This window comes from Actinomadura sp. NPDC048394, from assembly GCF_040651755.1.
In the GTDB taxonomy this organism is placed as follows: domain Bacteria; phylum Actinomycetota; class Actinomycetes; order Streptosporangiales; family Streptosporangiaceae; genus Spirillospora; species Spirillospora montaniterrae.
In genome coordinates, this window is record NZ_JBEZJL010000038.1 from 26530 (window position 1) to 45454 (window position 18925).

19 protein-coding genes are annotated in these 18925 nt (G+C 73.2%); 13 read left to right on the top strand and 6 right to left on the bottom strand.

Annotated elements, in window-relative coordinates:
* Window positions 1-5: 5 nt before the first annotated feature.
* From AB0C78_RS26880 to AB0C78_RS26900, 5 genes are all read right to left on the bottom strand, one after another.
* The gene (locus tag AB0C78_RS26880) at window positions 6-1220 is read right to left on the bottom strand and encodes an ABC transporter substrate-binding protein (protein WP_360752784.1); all 1215 of its coding nucleotides are present in this window, start codon (window positions 1218-1220) and stop codon (window positions 6-8) included.
* 189 nt (window positions 1221-1409) lie between these two features.
* Window positions 1410-2132, bottom strand: coding sequence for a TetR/AcrR family transcriptional regulator (locus AB0C78_RS26885; RefSeq protein WP_151538748.1), 723 nt, complete (start codon window positions 2130-2132; stop codon window positions 1410-1412).
* 352 nt (window positions 2133-2484) lie between these two features.
* On the bottom strand, window positions 2485-4104 hold the full coding sequence (locus tag AB0C78_RS26890) for an MFS transporter (RefSeq protein WP_360752787.1): 1620 nt from the start codon (window positions 4102-4104) through the stop codon (window positions 2485-2487).
* A 328-nt stretch (window positions 4105-4432) separates the two neighbouring features.
* Complete coding sequence (locus AB0C78_RS26895) at window positions 4433-4999, bottom strand: G5 domain-containing protein (protein WP_360752790.1); 567 nt, start codon at window positions 4997-4999, stop codon at window positions 4433-4435.
* A 50-nt stretch (window positions 5000-5049) separates the two neighbouring features.
* Window positions 5050-5748, bottom strand: coding sequence for a FadR/GntR family transcriptional regulator (locus AB0C78_RS26900; protein ID WP_360752793.1), 699 nt, complete (start codon window positions 5746-5748; stop codon window positions 5050-5052).
* 137 nt (window positions 5749-5885) lie between these two features.
* Between AB0C78_RS26900 and AB0C78_RS26905 the strand changes: the two genes are divergently transcribed.
* The 13 genes from AB0C78_RS26905 (at window position 5886) to AB0C78_RS26965 (ending at window position 17477) form a co-directional block, all read left to right on the top strand.
* Window positions 5886-6872: a substrate-binding domain-containing protein gene (locus AB0C78_RS26905; RefSeq protein WP_360752796.1), complete on the top strand. Its 987-nt coding sequence runs from the start codon at window positions 5886-5888 to the stop codon at window positions 6870-6872.
* Window positions 6873-6891: 19 nt separating this feature from the next.
* Window positions 6892-8388 carry a sugar ABC transporter ATP-binding protein gene (locus AB0C78_RS26910; RefSeq protein ID WP_360752799.1) on the top strand — a complete coding sequence of 499 codons (1497 nt, stop codon included), beginning with the start codon at window positions 6892-6894 and terminating at the stop codon, window positions 8386-8388.
* Window positions 8389-8418: 30 nt separating this feature from the next.
* Window positions 8419-9441, top strand: coding sequence for an ABC transporter permease (locus AB0C78_RS26915; protein ID WP_360752802.1), 1023 nt, complete (start codon window positions 8419-8421; stop codon window positions 9439-9441).
* Window positions 9442-9453: 12 nt separating this feature from the next.
* Complete coding sequence (locus AB0C78_RS26920; RefSeq protein ID WP_360752805.1) at window positions 9454-10560, top strand: zinc-binding dehydrogenase; 1107 nt, start codon at window positions 9454-9456, stop codon at window positions 10558-10560.
* A 20-nt stretch (window positions 10561-10580) separates the two neighbouring features.
* Entirely contained in the window at window positions 10581-11531 is a 951-nt protein-coding gene (locus AB0C78_RS26925) for a DUF4380 domain-containing protein (RefSeq protein WP_360752808.1), read from the top strand.
* A complete protein-coding gene (locus AB0C78_RS26930; RefSeq protein WP_360752810.1) occupies window positions 11528-12277 on the top strand; it encodes an SDR family NAD(P)-dependent oxidoreductase in 750 nt (249 codons plus the stop codon). Before AB0C78_RS26925 ends, AB0C78_RS26930 begins: the two co-directional genes overlap by 4 nt.
* Entirely contained in the window at window positions 12274-13419 is a 1146-nt protein-coding gene (dgoD, locus tag AB0C78_RS26935) for a galactonate dehydratase (RefSeq protein WP_360752813.1), read from the top strand. The genes AB0C78_RS26930 and dgoD overlap by 4 nt, the downstream gene beginning before the upstream one ends.
* A complete protein-coding gene (locus AB0C78_RS26940; protein WP_360752815.1) occupies window positions 13413-14135 on the top strand; it encodes a bifunctional 4-hydroxy-2-oxoglutarate aldolase/2-dehydro-3-deoxy-phosphogluconate aldolase in 723 nt (240 codons plus the stop codon). Before dgoD ends, AB0C78_RS26940 begins: the two co-directional genes overlap by 7 nt.
* Window positions 14132-15070 (top strand): sugar kinase, encoded by a 939-nt coding sequence (locus tag AB0C78_RS26945; RefSeq protein WP_360752818.1) that lies wholly within the window; start codon window positions 14132-14134, stop codon window positions 15068-15070. The genes AB0C78_RS26940 and AB0C78_RS26945 overlap by 4 nt, the downstream gene beginning before the upstream one ends.
* Window positions 15067-15921, top strand: a complete 855-nt coding sequence (locus tag AB0C78_RS26950) for an SMP-30/gluconolactonase/LRE family protein (protein WP_360752821.1) — start codon at window positions 15067-15069, stop codon at window positions 15919-15921. The genes AB0C78_RS26945 and AB0C78_RS26950 overlap by 4 nt, the downstream gene beginning before the upstream one ends.
* Window positions 15922-15978: 57 nt before the next feature.
* Entirely contained in the window at window positions 15979-16554 is a 576-nt protein-coding gene (locus AB0C78_RS26955) for a TIGR03086 family metal-binding protein (RefSeq protein WP_360752824.1), read from the top strand.
* A 21-nt stretch (window positions 16555-16575) separates the two neighbouring features.
* Window positions 16576-17208: a pyridoxamine 5'-phosphate oxidase family protein gene (locus AB0C78_RS26960; RefSeq protein ID WP_360752826.1), complete on the top strand. Its 633-nt coding sequence runs from the start codon at window positions 16576-16578 to the stop codon at window positions 17206-17208.
* A gap of 128 nt (window positions 17209-17336) precedes the next feature.
* The gene (locus tag AB0C78_RS26965) at window positions 17337-17477 is read left to right on the top strand and encodes a hypothetical protein (RefSeq protein ID WP_360752829.1); all 141 of its coding nucleotides are present in this window, start codon (window positions 17337-17339) and stop codon (window positions 17475-17477) included.
* Here AB0C78_RS26965 and AB0C78_RS26970 read toward each other — a convergent pair.
* Window positions 17419-18879: an MFS transporter gene (locus AB0C78_RS26970; RefSeq protein WP_360752832.1), complete on the bottom strand. Its 1461-nt coding sequence runs from the start codon at window positions 18877-18879 to the stop codon at window positions 17419-17421. The genes AB0C78_RS26965 and AB0C78_RS26970 overlap by 59 nt on opposite strands.
* Between the last annotated feature and the right edge of the window lie 46 nt (window positions 18880-18925).

Below are 18925 nucleotides of genomic sequence, written 5' to 3' on the forward strand. Positions count from 1 at the left end.
CCCGCTCACTGCCGGCACCCGACGGACGGGTCCGCGGACGGCACGGTCTGCAGGACCGACGAGGCGGTGCCGTCCGCGCCGACCTTCCAGATCCGCATCGGCATCGTCACGTAGCGGTTCGCGCCGGCCGTCACCGTGCCGCTCGGCGTGTCCGCGGTCGCCGACGACAGGGCCTTCCCGATGGCCGCCGACGTCGGCTTCGCGCCCTTGGGCAGGCCGTCGAGCGCCTTGTCCACCAGCGTCATGCCCTGGTAGCTGAGGATGGCGTCGCCCGGGTTCACCTTCGGAGCCGCCGCCTTGAGCGCCGCGATGTAGGCGGTGTTGGCGGCGTTCTGCGCGGACGGGTCGTAGGGACCTGCGTAGACGACGCCCGCCGCCGCGGAACCGAGCGCCCGGGCGGTCTTGGTGACCATCTGCATGTCGCCCTGGATCAGCTTCTTCGTGCCCGCGTTCGCGGCGAACTGCTTGTGGTAGGTGATGTTGTCGCCCGCGACGGCGGCGCTGAACACGGTGTCGGCGCCGGACGAGACGATCTTGGAGATGTCCGGCGAGAAGTCCGAGGTGCCGAGCGGCTCGTAGCCGGTGCCGACGACCGTGCCGCCGGCGGCCTCGACCTGCGACTTCACGATGGCGAAGGTCGCCTTCGGCGAGGCCGAGTCGGTGCCCATCAGGTAGAACCGCTTCGACCCGTGCGCGAGCAGGTACTCGATGAGGGGAAGGGCGGCCTGCTTGGGCGACGGGCCGTAGTTCCACATGTTCGGGAAGCAGAACTCGGTCGCGCCCGTGGCGAACGAGACGTACGGGATCTTCCGTGCGGCGGCGACGGCCCGGCACGCCTGGGCGTTGGCGGCGGGCTGCCCCGCCACGATCAGGTCCACGTGGTCCTGGTTGACGAAGCGCTGGCAGACCTGCGTGGAGGTCGCCGGGTCGCTGGCGTCGTCGCCCTTCTTCAGGACGAGTTTCCGGCCGCCGGACTTCGCGTGGACGTCGACGGCGCTCTCGACGCCGCCGGTGAAGCCGCCCGCGTAGAGCGCGGCGGTCCCCGACAGCGGCGCGATGTAGCCGATCTTGATGGTCGAGTCGTCGCCGCCGGCCTCGCTCGTCCCGCACGCGGTGAGCGGAAGCAGCAGGGCGGCGGTGGCCGCGCCGAGGGTCCGCGCACGGAACCTCGGCGGGCGGATGGGGGTGGGCGGACGGCTTCTCCCGGTGTCAGCGAACATCCGGGTACCTCCTTGGTGACACGACGCCGCGCAGGGCGCGAAGGAGTGCGTGGGGTGGGGTGCTCAAGCCGCGGACGTCACCGCCGTCACGGCATGCGGGCAGGACGGCGCGCGCAGGATGCGCCGCGTCGTGGTGCGGGTGAGGGAAATGGGCTGTGCCCGGCGGGTGCGGGCCGCCCTAGCGGACGGTCACCACCAGACGTCGCGGTGGGCGTCCTCGACCACCTCGACGAGCCGGGCGACGGACGGGGCTTCGAGGTCGTCGAAGCGCAGCGGCCGGCCGTCCCGGTGGGCGCGGACGGTTCCGAGGGCGAGGTCGGCGAACTGGGCGGTGACCGCGTCCAGGCCGAGCGCGCCGCCGTCCTTGAACCACTGGGTGACCAGCGTGGTCGAGCGCATCAGCGCGATCCGCGCCAGCGACGCCGACCCGAAGGTGAAGACGTCCTCCGCCTGCCCGCGGGTCAGGACACCGGTCCACAACCGGTTCGTGAGCGCGCGCTGGCGGCTGATCGCCGGATGGTCGGACCAGTCGCGCGCATGCAGTTCCTGCTGCAGCAACTGGCCCATCTGCGGATGCTTGACGGGAATGATGATGTGGACGCCGATCAGGGCGGCGAGCTGCTCCTCCGGTCGGTCGACGATCGCGCAGGCGTTCTCCAGCGCCTGGCCGTGCCTGCTGAGCCCCTCCAGCACGAGGTCGGTCAGCGCCTCGTCCTTGGAGCTCAGGTAGTGGTAGAGCATCGAGGTGCTCACGCCGGCGTGCGCGCCGATCTCGCGGATCCCGGTCGCGTGGAATCCCTTGCGCGAGAACAGCTCCAGCGCCGCCTGCGAGAGCCGGACGCTCGCGGGCGCGTCGTCCGCGGCCCGGCGGCCGCGCCGCCCCCGCGCCGATCCGTCGGCGTTCCCGCTCATCCGGCCTCCTCGATGCGCCACCCGGACATCAGTCGATCGATCGGTCGATCGTACTGTTTCCGCAGACGATACCTATCGATCGATCGATCGGTCAATAGCTCCGGAAAAGGTCGTTCCGCGCGTGTGCCCTGGTCGCCGATGCCGTGAGTACGTCCGCCAATGACGGAACCCGCCGCGCGGCAAGGCCTGAGGGCTGCCGAACTCCGGGGCCCTGCGGAGCCTCCGACTTGAGCTGGTTGAGCGTGGAGGTGACCTGGACGGCGGCGAGCGTGGTCTGCTGAAGCCCGCTCCGCCGACGCGCGGGCGCGGGGCAGCCCCGCCGGAAGAGGGCTCCGGCGGGGCTGGACGTGCGTCAGTGGGCCGTGCCGCCGGTGGCGGGGGCGCGGCCATGGCGCATGATGAGCGCGCCGATCAGCGCGATGAGCGAGGCACCGGCCGCGAACAGGAAACCGATCTCGTAACCGCGGTCGGCGAACACCTGCGGGATCTCCTGGACGACCGGCGGCCGTCCGCCCACCGACACCGAGGCCTTGACGGGATCGGCGTTGAGGAACGCGGTGGCCACGGCCAGGCCGATCGCCACGCCCATGCTCTGCATGATGCCGAGCATGCCCGCGCTGACGCCCTGCTGCTCCTGCGGGACGGCCTCGATGATGAGGTTGGGCGTCGAAGCGTAGTAGGCGCCGAAGCCGATCCCGAACGCGGCGCTGACCAGGGTGAACACCACCCACGTGTGCGGCAGGAACGCGTAGGTGACGCCGCACGCGGCCATCACGGCGGCGGCCAGGAGCAGCGGGCGCCTGGGGCCGGAGCGCCGTGCCCAGATCCCGGCGAGCGCGCCGAAGACCATTCCCAGCACCGCGTTCCAGATGGCGATGTGCCAGGCGTATTCCAGCAGCGAGAAACCGTTTCCGTAGGAGTAGCCCGGGTCCAGGGCCACCTGGACGGCGCTCGCCGGAAGCGGCTGCCCGGTCTTCTGCTGGACGGACTGGAGAGTGGATTGCACGATGGTGGATTTCAGCGTCTCCGCGTCCGGGCTCTGCGTCATGTAGCCCATCGCGTAGTTCTGGAAACCGATCGCGAACGAGGCGAACAGCGCCACGAACAGCACCATGCTGACCCGCGGCGCGAACAGCAGCCGCAGGTCCATGATCGGCTGCCGGGAGCGGGACTCGATGACGACGAACAGCACGACCAGCGCCAGCCCGGCGACCGCCCAGCCCCACGCGCTCGGGCGGCCCCAGCCCCAGTCCTGCCCCTTGTCGAGGTAGAGCAGGACGAGCCCGGCGCCGCCGGCGAGCAGGACGGCGCCGACGACGTCGAGGCGCTCGCGCACCCGCAGCCGCGACTCCGGCACGACCGCCAGGACCAGCGGGAACAGCACGGCGGTGTAGCCGAACAGGAACCAGAAGATCGCCCGCCAGCTGAAGTTGTCGACCATCCAGCCGCCGACGATCGGCGCGAGCAGCGCCGAGAAGCCCAGGCCGGTGGACGCAACGCCGATGCCGATCGGCACGTACCGCCGCGGCAGCAGGTCGCGGATCAGGCCGTAGGCGATGACGGCGGTGGCGATGGCCATGGCCTGCAGGCCGCGGCCGATCAGGAACCAGGTCCAGGAGCCGGTGACCGCGCAGATCGCGCAGCCCGCCATGAACAGCATGCCGCACACCAGGAACATGCGCTTCTTGCCCCAGATGTCGCTCATCTTGCCGATGAGCGGGGACGCGGCGGCGCCGATCAGTCCGAAGATGATGATCGCCCAGTTCAGGTTGGCGCCCACGGTGGGGAACGCCGGCGCGATCTGCCGCAGCGCGGCGGAGATCATCGTGTACTGGAGCGGCGCGACCTCGGTGAACAGCACGATGACCGCGAGGACGGAGAAGATCCGCACCCGCGAGGCGCCGTCGAGGCGGCCGGTGGCGGCACCGGACTCCGCGGGGATCGCGGCGTCGGTGGGGGGAGAAGTGGACACGGGCGTCCTCCCGAAGCAGGGGTGGTGATCGAATCGGCCGAGAGGGGGGCGGGCTCGGCGCCGGACATCGGGAGCCGCTGCGCTATCGCGATTGCCTGGGCGCGTTGTTCGCGCCATTGGCGGACGGTGAGGTGCGTCACAACGTAAGAGGGGCCGCCCGCCCCAGCACCGCCGCTTCCCGCTGAGCGGGAAACGAGAAATCAGACGCCGCCCGAAAACAGATCAGAAGATCGCGCCCGAACCATTTCCGTGCAGTTTTGGCTACAGCTCGAAATGTAGCCCGCGCGGATGAAAAACCGACCTCACGACGCGTCTCGGCCGAACAACGTCAACTGTCGCAGCCGATGCCGTCGCCGTCGCGGTCCAGGTCGTAGATGTCGCTGCCGACCACGCGGACGGGGCCCTGGACGTAGGCGGGCCCGTCGCCGCTGCCGCCGGCGCAGTCGACGTCGCTGGCGATGGGCACGCACGCGCCGCTGTAGTTCGAGTCGCAGCGTGACGCCCGCTTGGCCCCGACGGCGATTATCCGCTCGACCGGCGCCTTGGTGATCTCCTCGCGGATCAGTTTCTTCCCGGTCTGCACGCCGTTGACGAGGGTCACCTGATAGGTGAGCGTCTTGATTCCCGTGACGCCGCGCCTCTTCACCTTGGTGGTTCCACTGGCGAGGGACGGGTCGCGCACCTTCCTGGTCCCGAAGGGAATCTTCCGGGTCACGGTGACCGTCTTCTTCACGCTCGGCGCTTTTGACGTCGCCGGTGCGGATGCCGCCGGGGACCCGGAATCCGCCGGGCTCGATATCGGCGAAACGGCCGCCGACGGCGAGGGGTCCGCCTTGCAGGCGCCCAGGGCGAGCAGGCCGCTCGCGGCCACCGCGATCAAAGTGAGGTGTCGCATTCGTGACGGGACGCTTCTCGGCCTCAGGTGCCTTTTTGAGGGGGGCGCTGTTAGTCGGTGGTGAGGGTGTTGAGGTCGTGCGCCGCCTTGGAGAGGAGGTCGTGCATGGCCTGTTCCGCGCGGTCCGGGTCGGCGTCGCGGACGGCGTCGAGGACGGCGCGGTGGCTCGGGACCGGGTCGTCGTGGGGTCGGACGCCGTGCACGAGGCGGTCGCGTTCGGCGAGGCCGACCTCGATCACGACCTCCATCCGCTCCAGCAGCTCGTTGTGGGTCGCGGTGAGCAGGGCCCGGTGGAAGTCGAGGTCGGCCTGGACGGCGTGGGCGAGGTCGCCGTCGGCGGCCTTCATGGCGGCGAGGGCGTCGTCGAGGGCGGCGAGGTCGTCGGCGGTGTGGCGCAGGGCGGCGTAGCGGGCCGCCTGGGGCTCGATGATGCCGCGCACCTCGGCCAGGTTCTGCAGGAACGCCTGGTCGTCGCGGTTGGCGAACTGCCAGCGGATCACGTCGGGGTCGAGGAGGCTCCAGTCGGAGCGGGGCCGCACGAACGTGCCGCGCTTCTGCCGCGAGGCGACCAGGCCCTTCGCCGCCAGCACCTTCAGCGCCTCGCGCAGCGCGGTCAGGCTGACGTCCAGCTCGTCGCCCAGCGCGGCCACGTCGATGGTGTCGCCGGGCTCCAGCTCCCCGCCCAGGATGCGGCGCGCGATCTCCTGCACCGTCTGGCCGTGCAGGCCGCGCTCCGAGTAGCGCACCACGGGAGGCCCCCTCCTTCGCTCGTCCGTCGAGTACCCTAGCCCTCACAGAGTAACCATAAATTATGAATTAATATTGACAGCGCCGGGGCGGGGACGTTAGACAAGGTCAGCAGGTTGCCGGAACGAGGAGTGCGTCGATGAAGCATGCCAAGCGCCGTCTGGCGGCCGTGCTCATGGCCGTCGTGGCGGTCCTGGCGGTCACCGCGGCCTGCGGCAGGGTGGGCGAGCACGGGCGCATCGGCGTCGTCTACCTGAACGCCGAGGGCTACTACGCGGGCGTGGAGCGCGGGCTGCGCTCGACGCTCGGCCACGGGGCCGACGATCCGCAGCTCGTCCAGACCAACATCCAGTCCGACCCGGCCAAGGAGAGCTCGTTCATCAACACGATGAGCTCGGCGAAGGTCGACGCGCTCATCGTGTCCCCGGCGTCGGCGACGGCGTCGATCCCGGCGCTGCGCCTCGCCAAGGAGAGCGGCGTGCCAGTGATCTGCTACAACACCTGCATCGAGGACGCGCAGGCGCGCAAGTACGTGCAGTCGTTCGTCCTCGGCGATCCCGCCGAGTTCGGCCGGGTCAGCGGCGAGCAGATGGCCGCCTACTTCCTGGCCGCCGGCAAGCGCGCCCCGAAGGTCGGCGTGATCAACTGCGAGCAGTTCGAGGTCTGCATCCAGCGCCGGCAGGGCTTCGAGAAGGCGCTGAAGGCGAAGGTGCCCGGCGCGAAGATCGTGGCGAACCAGCAGGGCCTCGCGCTGGACGAGGCGGTCGAGCGGGGCGAGCAGCTGCTCACCGCCCATCCCGACATCGACGCGTTCTACGGCGAGGCCGGGTCGCAGATGCTGGGCGCGGTCAAGGCCGTCGAGGCGCGCGGGAAGACCGGCGGGACCGCCGTGTTCGGCGGCGACATGTCGGTCGAGGCCGCCAAGAAGCTGCAGGACGGACGGGTCCTGAAGGGCGTCGCCGACATCTCCGGCATCAAGGTCGGGCGGCTCGCCGGCCAGGCCGCGCGGGACGTGCTGGCGGGCCGGCCGAGCGACCGGTTCGTCGTCCCCGCGCCGATCGACCGCTACCTCGGCGCCAAGGACGGGACGCGCTGGCTTCAGGAGCACTCCGATGGCATCCCGTAACCCCGAGAAGAGGAGCGGCATGAGCAGTCCGCTGGTACGCGTCGCCGGCGTCACCAAGCACTACCCGGGCGTCCGGGCGCTGACCGGGGCGGACCTGGAGATCGCGGCGGGCGAGGTCCGCGCGCTCCTCGGCCGCAACGGCGCCGGGAAGTCCACCCTGATCAAGGTGCTGTCCGGGGTCGAGCGCGCCGACGCCGGCGCCGTCGAGATCGGCGGCGCCCCGCTCGGCGACGGCGGCGTCCGGCGCGCGAACGAGCTCGGCGTGCGGACCGTCCACCAGGAGCTCAGCCTGGTGCCGGGGATGACGGCGGCGGAGAACCTGTTCCTCGGCGGGTGGCCGCGGTCGGCGGCGGGCCGGGTCGACCATCCCGCGATGCGCCGCGCGGCCCGCGAGATCTTCGACCGGCTCGGCCTGGACATCGCGCCGGACGCGCAGGTCGGCGCGCTGCCGCTGGCCGAGCAGCAGCTCGTGGAGATCTGCCGGGCGGTGCGCCGCGAGCCGCGGCTGCTGATCCTGGACGAGCCGACCAGCGCGCTCGCCGCGGCGGAGGTCGAGACCGTCCTGGAGGCGGTCCGGCGCATCGCCGAGAGCGGCGTCGCGGTCATCTACGTCAGCCACCGGCTGGACGAGATCCGGCGGATCGCCCGCACCGCGACGATCATGCGGAACGGCGAGGTCGTCGGGACCGTCGACATGGCGACCACGTCCACCGAGGACGCCGTCGCGATGATGCTCGGCTCGGCGTACGAGGCGGCGGTCCGCCCGCAGGCCCGTGCCGTCGACCGCGGCGCCACGCCGCTGCTGTCGGTGTCGGGGCTGAGCGTCCCGCCGAAGGTCGCCGACGTGTCGTTCGACCTGTACCCGGGCGAGATCCTCGGGCTGGCCGGGCTGATGGGGTCGGGCCGCACCGAGATCCTGCGCGCGATCGCCGGGTTCGAGCCGGCCGCCGCCGGGACCGTCCGGGTGGACGGCCGGGAGGTGCCGCGGGTGACCGCGGCCGGGATGAAGCGCCGCGGCGTCGGGCTGACGCCGGAGGACCGCAAGAGCGAGGCGATCGTCCCGCTGCTCGGCGTCGGGGAGAACATGGTGATGTCGGACTTCGGGGCGGTGAGCAGCGGCACGTCGGTGCTGCCGGCGAAGGTCGACCGGGCCGCGCGCGGGCTGATCGAGCGGCTGTCGATCGCGACCGCGTCCGCCCGCACCCCGATCGCCGCGCTGAGCGGCGGCAACCAGCAGAAGGCCGTGATCGGCCGGTGGCTGCACGCGGGCAGCCGGATCCTGCTGCTCGACGAGCCGACCCGCGGCGTGGACGTGGAGGCCAAGGAGGGCATCTACCGGCTGGTCAGGGAGCTGGCCGACCGGGGGGCCGCCGTGCTGTTCGTGTCCGGCGAGCTGGAGGAGCTGCCGCTGGTGTGCGACCGCGTCATCGCGCTGCGCGGCGGGACGGTCGCCGCCGAGTTCACCGGCGACGAGGTGACCGTCGACGCCGTGCTGTCCGCCGCGATGGCGGCCTGAGCAACCCGCCCTGAGAGACGAGGAGAGACCATGACCACCACTCGGACCGTCCCGCCGCCCGGCGGGACGCGCATCGCGGGCGTGGCGGGCCGCCTGCTGAACGGCCGGTCGCACCAGCTGAACGAGATCGGCCTGCTGGTCGCGATCGTCGCGCTGTACGTGGCGCTCGGCGCGTCGGCCGCGGGGTTCCTGTCGGTGCACAACCAGCTCGGCATCCTGCGGGACGCCGCGACCGTCGGCATCGCCGCGTGGGGCGTCACGCTGGTCATCATCGCCGGGGAGATCGACATCAGCATCGGCCCGGCGACGGCGTTCTCCTCGGTGCTGGTCGCCAAGGGCGCCACCGAGTGGGGCCTCGGCGTCGGCGGCGCGATCGTGGTGACCCTGCTGCTCGGCGTGGTGTGGGGCGCGATCGCGGGCTGGCTGCGCGCGGTGTTCGACGTGCCGTCCTTCATCACGACGCTCGGCCTGTGGAGCATCCTCGGCGGCCTCGGGCTGTACCTCACCGACGCGCTGCCGGTGACGCTGCCCGGCAGCGGCGTGTTCGACGTGCTCGGCGGGGACGTCGCGGGGATCCCGACGTCGGCGATCGTGATGCTGGTGCTGTTCGGGGTGTTCGCCTACATCGCCCGGTTCACCGCGTACGGGCGGTCGGTCTACACGATCGGCGGCAACGCGGGCGCGGCGCGGCTCGCGGGCATCAACCTCACCCGGATCCGGGTGCTGCTGTTCGCCACGACGGGGCTGCTGTCGGCGATCACCGGGATCCTGCTGGCGGCCCGGCTCGGCTCCGGCAGCGGCGGCGCGGCGTCCGGCCTGGAGTTCGACGTGATCGCGGCCGTCGTGATCGGCGGGACGGCGCTGTCCGGGGGCCGCGGCGGGATGCTCGGCACCCTGCTCGGCGTCGTGTTCATCACCGTGATCGGCAACGGGCTGGTGCTGCTCGGGGTGGACTCCTTCCTGCAGAACGTGGTGCGCGGCGTGATCATCGTCGGCGCGGTACTGATCAACGTGGTGGTCGCGCGGCGCGGACGCGCCGGCGCGGCGGCCTGAGAGGGGGCGGTGGTGACCGTGACTTCGACGACGTGGCCCGCGGGGGCCGAGGGGACGCCCGCGCGGATGGAGGGCGTGTTCCTGCCGGGGGACTCGACGGCGGTGCTGCGCGAGTCCGACGTACCGGAGCCCGGGCACGGGCAGGTGCTGATCGAGGTCGGCGCGTCCGGGATCTGCGGCAGCGACATCGGCTACATCTACCGCGGCTACAAGGGCTACCGCGGCGTGGACGGCCCCGCCTACCGGGGAGTGATCGCGGGGCACGAGCCGTCCGGCCGGATCGTGGCGGCCGGGCCGGGCGTGCGGCGCTTCGGGGTGGGCGACCGGGTGATCGTGTACCACATCGTGGGCTGCGGGCTCTGCGACAACTGCCGTCGCGGCCACTACATCAGCTGCGACTCCGGCCGCGAGTCCTATGGATGGCAGCGCGACGGCGGGCACGCCCCGTACCTGCTCGCCGAGGAGCGGACGTGCGTGCCGCTGCCGGACGAGCTGTCCTACGTGGACGGCGCGCTGATCGCCTGCGGGTTCGGCACCGCCTACGAGGGCCTGCGCCGCACCGGGGTCAGCGGCGACACCGACCTGCTGGTGGTCGGGCTCGGCCCGGTCGGGCTCGCCGCCGGGATGATCGGACGCGGGATGGGCGCCCGGAAGGTGATCGGCGTCGAGCCGTCCGAGGCGCGCCGCGACTGGGCCGGGACGCTCGGCGTGTTCGACGCGGCCCTGCCCGCGGGCGACGGCGCCGCCGAAGCGGTCGCCGACCTCACCGGACGCGGCGGCGCGGGCGTGACGATCGACTGCTCGGGGACGCGCCCCGGCCGGAGCCTCGCCCTGGAGGCGGCCGCCGAGTGGGGCCACGTCTCGCTGGTCGGCGAGGGCGGCGACCTGTGCACCGAGGTGTCGGACACGCTGCTGCACAAGCAGCTCACGATCCACGCGTCCTGGGTGACGTCGCTGCCGGCGATGAGCGAGCTGGCGCGCAACCTCGTCGGCTGGGGGCTGCGGCCGGAGAAGGCCGTCAGCGACGTCTTCCCGCTGTCGCGGGCGGACGAGGCGTACGCGCTGGCCGCCGGCACGAGCAAGGGCAAGGTCGTGCTCGTTCCGGACGCGGCGCAGTGACGGCCGGTGTGGAAGAAGCCGTGCGCGTCGAGACCGACGCGTCCGGCCCGTACGAGGTGGTGTGGCTCGGCAACGGAACGCTGCGGCTCGGGGTCGTCCCGGCGCTGGGCGGTCGGCTGCTGAGCCTCGTCAACGACGGCGAGGAACTGCTGTGGCGCAACCCGGCGCTGCTGGACGACCGGCTGCATCCCATCGGCGGGCACCGGCCGGAACGGACCTCGGGGCCGATGGCGAACTGGCACAACTACGGCGGCGACAAGACCTGGCCCGCGCCGCAGGGCTGGTCGTCGGCGGGGGAGTGGGCCGGGCCGCCCGACCCGGTGCTCGACTCGGGCCCGTACACGTGTGAGACGCACACGGGCTCCGAGGACGCGGCGTTGGTGTTGGAGAGCGAGCACGATCCGCGCACCGGGCTGCGGCTGCGCCGCGAGATCCGGCTGCGCGCCGGGGAAAGCTGCTACGACCTGCGTGTTTCTGCCGTCAACGCGTCGGCCGCGCCGGTGCGGTGGGCGGTGTGGAACGTCGCTCAGTACCCCGGTGGTGGAACGGTCCATGTCACTGTGGGGCCGGGCTTCCACGAACCGGTGGAGCTCGCGATCGGCACGGCCGCGCCCGGCTGGACGCGTCCGCGCCCGGACACCGTCGAGGTCCCGGCGCAGGACGCCGTCGGCAAGCTCGGCTTCCCCCACGCCGCCGGACGGCTGGCCTACACGCGGGCCGGGCACCGCCTGACCATGAAGTTCGACGTCCACGACGACGCCCCCTACCCCGACGGCGGCTCGCGCGCCGAGGTGTGGATGGAGCATCCCCTCGACCGTCCGCTGGAGCACCTCGGCGGGCTGGCGCCGCCCGCCCGGATCGTCGAGTGCGAGGCGCTCGGCCCGTGGGAGACGCTCGCGCCCGGCGCGTCCACCGCGCTCGGCATCCGCGTGACGGTGGAACGGGCCGGCGAGGGAGGGGAGACGCCGTGACTGCGAATCGACCCGTCGCCGTCGTCACCGGCGCTGCGCAGGGAATCGGCGCGGCCACCGCCCGCCGGCTCGCCGCCGACGGGTACGCGGTCGCGCTGCTCGACGTGTCCGCGCAGGTGGACGACATGGCCGCCGAGCTGTCCGCGAGCGGCGCGGCCGTCCTCGGCCTGCGGTGCGACGTGAGCGACCCCGCCGACTGGGACCGCGCCGTCGCCGCCTGCCGCGCAGAACTCGGCCCGGTGGACGTCCTGGTGTCGAACGCCCTGCGCTACGAGCCGGGCGCGGCCGACGAGATCACCCTCGAATCCTGGCGGGGGCAGCTCGACGTCACGCTCACCGGGACGTTCCTCGGCGTCCGCGCGACCCTCGCCGACCTGCGCGCCAGCGACCGCGCCTCCGTGGTGATCGTGTCGTCCGTGCACGCCGCGTTCGGGCTGCCGGGACGACCGGCGTACGCCGCCGCCAAGGCCGGGCTGACCGGGCTGACCCGGCAGCTCGCCGCCGAGTACGGGCCGGGCGTCCGGGTGAACGCGGTGCTGCCCGGCCCGGTCCTCACCGCGCAGTGGGACGGGATCGGCGAGGCCGACCGGCGGCGCAGCGCCGCCGAGACCGCGGCGGGACGCCTCGGCCGCCCGGAGGAGGTCGCGGCGGCGATCGCGTTCCTCGCCGGCCCGGACGCCTCCTTCGTCACCGGCGTCTCGCTGCCGGTGGACGGGGGCTGGAGCATCACCAAGGGATCCGCATGAAGATCACGAGAGTGGAGACGTTCCTCGTCCCGCCGCGCTGGCTGTTCTGCCGGGTCGAGACCGACGACGGGCTCGTCGGCTGGGGCGAGCCGGTCGTGGAGGGCCGGGCCGACACGGTCCGCGCCGCCGTGCACGAGCTGGCGGACCTGCTGCTCGGCGCCGACCCGCGCCGCGTCGAGGACCTCTGGCAGACCATGACCAAGGCGGCGTTCTACCGGGGCGGCCCGGTGCTGTCGAGCGCGGTCGCCGGGCTCGACCAGGCGCTGTGGGACATCCTCGGCCGCTCGCTCGGCGTCCCGGTGCACCAGCTGCTCGGCGGCGCGGTCCGCGACCGCGTCCGGGTGTACGGCTGGATCGGCGGCGACGAGCCCGGCGAGGTGGGCGACGAGGCCGCCGCGCAGATCGCCGCCGGGCTGACCGCCGTGAAGATCAACGCCTCCGGGCGGGCCGCGGCGCTGCCGCCGCCCGCGCAGATCGACGCGATCGTGCGGCGGGCAGCGACCGTCCGGGAGGCGATCGGGGACGAGGCGGACTTCGCCATCGACTTCCACGGCCGCATCACCGTGCCCGCCGCGCGGCGGCTGATCCCCCTGCTGGAGCCGTACCGTCCGCTGTTCGTGGAGGAGCCGGTGCTTCCGGAGCACACGCACCGGCTCGCCGACGTCGTCGCGTCCACCACCACCCCGATCGCGTGCGGCGAGCGGCTGTTCTCCCGCGCCGAGTTCCTGCCCGCGCTGCAGGCCGGCGTCGCGGTCGTCCAGCCCGACCTGTCGCACGCCGGCGGGATCTCCGAGGTGCGGCGGATCGCGTCGCTGGCCGAGGTGTACGGGGCGCTGTTCGCCCCGCACTGCCCCCTCGGCCCGCTGTCGCTCGCCGCGAGCCTGCAGGTGGCGTTCGCGACGCCGAACTTCCTGATCCAGGAGCAGAGCATCGGCATCCACTACAACCACGGCGCCGAGGTGCTCGACTACCTGGCCGACCGGGCACCGTTCGCGTTCGTGGACGGCTCGATCGAACGCTGGGACGCGCCGGGCCTGGGCATAGAGATCGACGAGGACGAGGTGCGCCGCGCCGACCGGACCGGGCACCGGTGGCGCCCGCCGGTCTGGCGGCACCCGGACGGAGGGCACGCGGAATGGTGAACACGGCGAACACGGCGAACACGGCGAACACGGCGAACACGGCGAACATGGCGAACACGGCGAACACGGCGGGCACGGCGGGCACGATCGCGGAGGAGCTGGAGCGGCGCCGGCTGGTCGCCATCGTCCGGGGCCCGGATCCGGCGGCGGCCGCCCGCACCGTCCTGACCCTCGCGGAGGAGGGCGTCACGCTGATCGAGGTGTCGCTGAGCGGCACCGGCGCCCTGGACGTCATCGAGGAGGTCGCGGGCGAGACCGCGGGCGCCGCGCGGATCGGCGCGGGCACCGTGCTGACCGCGGACGACGCGCGCCGCGCCCGCGACGCGGGCGCCGAGTACGCCGTCACGCCGGCGCTCGGCGCGGGCGTCGACGAGGCGCTGCGGCTCGGCCTCCCCGTCCTCGCCGGGGCGCTCACCCCGACCGAGGTGGCCGCGGCCGTCGCCGCCGGCGCGACCGCCGTCAAGCTGTTCCCGGCGAGCGCGCACGGCCCCGGCTACCTCACCGCGCTGCGCGACCCGTTCCCGGACGTCCCGTTCGTCCCGGTCGGCGGCGTGGGGGAGGCGGAGGCCGCCGAGTACCTGCGGCGCGGCGCCGTCGCGGTCGGCGTCGGCTCGCCGCTGTGCGGGGACGCGCCGCGCGGCGGCGACCTCGCCGGACTGCGCCGCCGCGCCCGCGCGTTCCTCGCCGTAACGGCCGCGCCGGGCGGGCCCGCGTGACCCGGGTGGACGTCCTCACCGCAGGGGAGGCGATGATGGCGCTGCGCGCCGCGGGCCCGGTGCGGCTCGGCTCCGGCTTCACCACGAGCATCGCCGGGGCCGAGAGCAACGTCGCGATCGGCCTGAGCCGGCTCGGCCACACCGCCGCCTGGGCTGGACGCGTCGGGTCCGACGAGGCTGGGCACCTCGTCACCCGCACATTGCGCGCTGAGGGCGTCGACGTCTCGGCCGTCCGCCGCGACGGCACCGCGCCCACCGGCGTCATCATGTTCGAGCAGCGGCTGCCGGACGTCACCCGCGTCCAGTACCTGCGGGCCGGCTCCGCCGGATCCCGGCTCTGCCCGGACGACGTGGAGGCGCTGCCGTTCGAGCCGCGGATCGTGCACGTCACCGGGATCACCCCGGCGCTCGGCGCGTCCTGCCGGGACGCCGTGACCGCGCTGTGCCGCCTCGCCCGGTCCCGGAACGCGCGGATCAGCCTCGACCTCAACCACCGGCCGCGGCTGTGGAGCCGGGAGGCGGCCGCCGAGGCGCTCGCCCCGCTCGCCGCCGGCGCCGACCACGTCATCGCGTCCCCCGACGAGCTGACCCTGCTCGGTTCCGGTCCACCGGAAAGCATCGCCGCACGGCTGCTGGACGGCGGCGCCACCGAGGTCGTCGTCAAGGACGGCGACGAGGCCCGCTCCTACACCGCGGACGGTACGCGCGCCGTGCCCGCCCATCGCGTCACCCCCGTCGACTCGATCGGTGCCGGTGACGGTTTCGTCGCCGGTTACCTGTCCGGCCTCCTGGACGGCCTGGACGTCGAGGCCCGCCTGCGCCGCGCCCACACCGTCGGCGCCTTCGCGGTGCTGACGCGCGGCGACTGGGAGGGCTTGCCCCGCCGCGACGAACTCGACCTCATCGGCCTTCCCGAAGGAGCCGCGCTGCGATGACCTGGACCGTCCTAGAGAACACCGGCCCGTGGGAACTCGGCGAAGGGCTGCGCGCCACGCCCGGCGGCTTCGTCGCCGTCGACCTCCTGGCCGGAAACCTTTACCGCCTGGAGCCCGCCACGCTCCTCGTCTCGGTGCCGTTCCCCCTGGGCGCCGTCGCCCCGGTCCAGGACTCGGACGCGTGGATCGCCGCCGCCGACACCGGCATCGCCCTCCTGAACGGTGACGGCACCGTCGACTGGCTGGCGCGCCCGGAGGACGGCGCCGCCACGCCCATGCGCATGAACGACGGCACGACCGATCCGTCCGGACGTTTCTGGGCGGGCTCGATGGCCTACGACGGCACGCCCGCCGCAGGCTCCCTCTACCGGGTGGACCACGACGGCACCGTCCACACCGGCATGGACGGCCTGACCATCCCCAACGGCCCCGCCTTCACCCCCGACGGCCGGACCATGTACCTCGCCGACAGCGCCTATGGCGTCATCTACCGCGTCCCCGTCGACCCGTCCTCCGGCGAGCTGGGGGAGCGGGAGGTGTTCGCGCGCGTACCGGACGGCTCCCCGGACGGCATGGCCGTCGACACAGAGGGATGCGTGTGGTCGGCGGTCTGGGGAGCGTCCGCCGTGCACCGCTACGCCCCGTCCGGTGACCTGCTGACGGTGTTCCGGCTTCCCGCGAGCCAGCCCACCAGTGTGGGCCTCTCGCTCGTGCCGCCGCACCGGGTACTGGTGACCACCGCCACCCACGGCCTGGACACCCCGGGGCCCGCGGACGGCCGCGTCCTCACGACGGGAACGACCGCCGGCGGCTACCCGGTCGTCCCCTTCCGAACCGCGTCCCGCACCTGACGCGGCGGCGTTAGGAAGGGCGAGTCGCGGGCCGTCGACGGCGATAGCGTTGTGCGGGTGGACGATCGGCCGATCCTGCGATCACTGGGCATCACCTTGGAGGCCTGGCGCGCACTGATGGGCCGGCTCACGGCGGCCGACCTCGCGCTCGCCACCCCGAACCCGGGCTGGGACGTCGCCGACGTCATCGGCCACTCGATCGCGGTCACGAGGAAGTTCGCCGCGTTCGCCGCCGGAGCGACCGACCGGCCGCGCACGCCGGAGCAGGGCCTCAGCGGGGACGATCACCGCGCGGCCTTCGACGATGCCGCCGCCGAGGCCCTCGCCGCCTGGCGCGGCGCCGATCCGCGCCGGCAGTGCCATCTGCCCTTCGGGACCTTCCCCGCCGAGCTCGCCGCCGGGATCAACCTGTTCGATCTGCTGGCCCACGGCTGGGACATCCGGCAGGCCACCGGCGCGGCCTTCGACTGCCCGGACGAGGTCTGGAGCGCCGGGCTGGACGCCGCCAGGCGCACCGTCGGCGAGCACCGTTCCCCCGAGCACTACGCACCCGCGCTGCCCGTCGAGCCGGACGCGTCCGCGGAGACCCGGTTCCTGCGCTACCTCGGACGCCGGGCCGTGCATGTTTGGTGAGCCTTACCTTATAGTCGAGCGGTGCATCCTGCTGAGATCCGGACGGTGACGACCGAGGCCGAGCTGCGCGCGATCGTCCCCGATCCGCCGCGGCCCATCTGGGACAAGGACATCGGCCGGATCGACGAGCACGCGCGCACGATCATCGCGCACTCGCCGTTCGTGCTGCTGGCGACCTCGGACGAGGAGGGGGCCTGCGACGTCTCGCCGCGCGGCGACCCCGCCGGCTCGGTGCTGGTGCTGGACGCGCACCGGCTGGCGCTCGCCGACCGTCCCGGCAACCACCGCGCCGACAGCTTCCGGAACGTGCTGCGCAACCCGCGGGTCGGGCTGCTGTTCCTCGTGCCGGGGATGAACGAGACGCTGCGGGTGAACGGGCGGGCGACGCTCGTGTCGGACGCGCCGTTCTTCGACGACATGGTGGTCCAGGGCAAGCGGCCGCGCCTGGCGCTGCTCGTCGACGTCGAAGAGCTGTACATGCACTGCGCGAAGGCGTTCCTGCGCTCGGCCCTGTGGGATCCCGGCACGTGGCCGGACCGCGAGAGCCTTCCCACGCTCGGCCGCATCGCCAAGGACCACATGGGACTCAAGGACCTGTCCGCCGAGCAGATCGACGCGGACCTCGCCGTCGACGCCGCGACGAACCGGTACTGAACCCGCCGCGCCGCCCCCCGGGCCGCGGGTTCTCACCACGGCGGCGATTACCGCCCGGAACACCGTTGAGAAGAATGGGATCCGCGGGCGGCGGCGGGTGCGCCGCACGACGTCTCCAGGAGGCACCGATGTTCGGCTTCAAGCTCCTGCCCACCGTCGCGGCCGTGGTGCTCGGCGCGGGCATCGCCACGGGGAACGGGCGGGCCGCGCTCATCGCCGCTCTGGCACTCCTCGCGCTCCAGTGGGTGATCGGGAAGGTCCGCTCGTAGGCGACGGCTTGGACCGTGCCAGCCAGAGGCCGGTGAACACGGCGCCGGCCAGCGTGACGGCGCCCGCCGTGAGGAACGCGCTGCCGAGCCCGCTCTCGAAGGACGCGCCGCCCGCCTGGCGGGTACGGACGACGGCGCCGAGCACCGCGACGCCGAGGACCGCGCCGATCTGGCGGGTGGTGCTGCTGATGCCGGAGGCGAGGCCGCCCTCCTGCGGGCTGACCGCCTGGATGGCGGCGCCCGTCAGCGGCGACATCGTCAGCGCGAAGCCGGTGCCGACGACCGCCAGCCGCCACCACACGTTCCCGTATCCGGTGCCGGCGTGCACGAGACCCAGCGTCAGCAGCCCGGCCCCGGCGAGGGCCAGGCCGGCGGTGACCACGATCCGGAAGCCGTACCGGGCGGCGAACCGGCCCGCGAACGGGCTGACGACCACCATGGCGAGGGAGGCGGGCAGGGTCTGCAGGCCGGCGCACAGGACCGAGCTGCCCTGGACGTACACGAAGAACTGGGAGAAGAAGGACGAGCCCATCAGCGCGAAACCCACCACGATCATCGCCGTGTTGGACACGGTGAACAGCCGCTGCCGGAACAGGCGCAGCGGCAGCATCGGGGCGGGGACGCGCGCCTCCACGGCGGCGAAGGCGGCGAGGACGGCCACCGCGGCGGCGAAGCTGACCAGGATCACCGGCGACGTCCAGCCGCGGGAACCGCCCTCGATCAGCCCGTAGGTCAGCGCCCCCACGCCCAGGATGGAAAGAGCCGTCCCGGGGACGTCGATCGCGGGGGCCCCGGGGTTGCGGGACTCGTGCAGGACGCGGGTCCCGGCCAGCAGCAGGACGGCGCCGACGGGTCCGTTGACCAGGAAGATGGCGGGCCAGCCGAACGTGTCCGCGAGGATGCCGCCGGCCAGTGGTCCGGCGGCCAGGCCGATCCCGCTGAAGCCGGCCCACAGCCCGATGGCCTTGACGCGGTCCTGCGGGACGGGATGGGCGGCGGCGATCAGGGCCAGCGAGGCGGGGCTCAGCGCCGCGGCCCCGACGCCCTGGGCCACCCGTCCGGCGATCAGCCACCCGATCGACGGGGCGGCGGCGCACAGCACGGACGCGACGGTGAACACCGCGACGCCGGCCAGGAACACGCGCTTGCGCCCGAAGCGGTCGGCGAAGACGCCGCCGGACAGCAGGAGCATGGCGACCAGCAGTACGTAGGCGTCGACGATCCATTGCAGGCCGCTCAGATGGGTGTGCAGCCGCTGCTGCATGTCGGGCAGCGCCGCGCCGACGATCGTGCTGTCCAGCAGGACCATGAACTGCCCCAGGCAGGTCACGGCGAGCAGGACCGCACGGGTCGTCCGGGCGGCGGGTCCGGGTGATCCGGACGCGCCTTCGGCTGCGCTCAACACGGGCTCCTCTCATGAGGCGGGCACGATACTTCGATAATGCCGA